Raw genomic sequence first — 1,728 nt, 5'->3', positions numbered from 1 at the left:
ATTTGGAGGATGAGATTGACAAAGAAGTGAAGAAGTTCGAGGTGAAGCCAAAAGGGAACCTCTATATCTACATCCACGAAGATGAATCGTATTTGGCTTACGAGGTGGAGCTGAATTTCCTCGATCCGCAGCCAGGGCGTTGGAAGTATTTCATCGATGCAAATTCTGGTGACGTGATCAACAAATACAGTATGCTCCATGAGATAACAGGGACTGGTACAGGGGTGCTTGGTGACTCTAAGTCCTTCGAAGTAACGAAAGTAAGCAATACAAACTACACGACGAAAGATACGACACGCGGAAAAGGGATTGAGACGTACAACGCACGAAACAGATATACCCTCCCAGGCACGCTTGGCTCTGATACCGATAACAATTGGACAGATGGAGCACTTGTTGACGCGCATGCCTATGCACAGACAACCTACGATTACTACAAAAACGCACATAACCGCAACAGCTATGACAACAAGGGTGCGAAAATGATTTCTACTGTCCATTACGGTAGCAACTACAACAACGCATTCTGGAACGGCGTGCAAATGGTATACGGGGATGGAGATGGAAGCGTATTCCGCCCATTGTCTGCTGGCTTGGATGTCGTCGCTCATGAATTAACACATGCCGTTACAGAAAAAACAGCCAATCTGATCTATCAAAATGAGTCCGGTGCGTTAAATGAATCCATCTCTGACATCTTCGGGGCAATGATTGACAACGATGATTGGCTGATGGGTGAAGATGTATACACACCAGGAACGCCTGGAGACGCACTGCGCTCTCTCGAAGATCCGACAGTGGCTGGCGATCCTGACCACTACAGTGATCGATACACAGGTCCAAATGATAACGGCGGCGTACACATTAACAGCGGAATCAACAACAAAGCGGCATATCTCCTCTCAGAGGGTGGTTCACACCACGGTGTAACGGTCACAGGCATCGGTCGCAATGACACAGCAAAAATCTACTACTACGCTCTAACAAACTACCTCAATCCAAACTCTAATTTCTCCGCTATGCGACAAGCAGCAATTCAATCCGCAATAGTTCTTTTCGGCGCCAATTCCCAACAAGTAGAATCTGTAAAAGATGCGTATGACGCAATTGGAGTGCAATAATTAAGTAGAATATTTTGTTATACGAAATATTTTTCGTACTATTTAAAAAATTGCTTTGCTCCTATTGTGGGGCAAGGCAATTTTTTGTATGTTGGTGCCACATGTTACCTGATCAGCGCGAATGCATAACATCGCATCCACGTCGGGGATTGTCGAATAAACACGAGCGATAGCTAGCTTACCTCACTCAGCGTCATGACACTGGCAATGCGCGATTGCATCCTGAAAAAGCGTGTGTCTCAGGAGGTTCATGCACACGAATTGGCTTCGCACCTGCAAATATTGCCAAGAAGTTCCAGGCCGCGCAAGGTGTATCGGATCATAAGGGAAGTGTAATTGTAATAAATTTACCAATTAATCATTTCTTTCAGGAAATGATTTTTTTGTCGTTAAAAAATTGTTCTCAAATTCAGAATCTTGATAAATAATAAGAGACATAAACAACTATAAACTTACATAAAAAACAATTATTTCCAAGGAGGAATTACTAAGTATGAAGAAATCGGTTTTTGCAGTAACACTCAGCTTCGCATTAGGTACCTCCACATTCCTGCCGCTGGCTGCGCAGGCCGAATCCGAAAGCATCGTCTATAGCGCTGAGTGGGAT

1 protein-coding gene is annotated in these 1,728 nt (G+C 44.3%); it reads left to right on the top strand.

Going from position 1 to position 1,728, the window contains the following annotated elements:
* Positions 1 to 1,121: M4 family metallopeptidase (locus tag C7R93_RS29360; protein ID WP_106842106.1), on the top strand; the 1,121-nt coding region annotated here is incomplete at its 5' end.
* Positions 1,122 to 1,728 lie beyond the last annotated feature (607 nt).

The sequence above is a fragment of the Brevibacillus fortis genome, from assembly GCF_003013395.1.
Taxonomy (GTDB): Bacteria; Bacillota; Bacilli; order Brevibacillales; family Brevibacillaceae; genus Brevibacillus; species Brevibacillus fortis.
The sequence above is the reverse complement of the archived record's forward strand: the minus strand, read 5'-3'. Positions and strand labels throughout refer to the sequence as shown.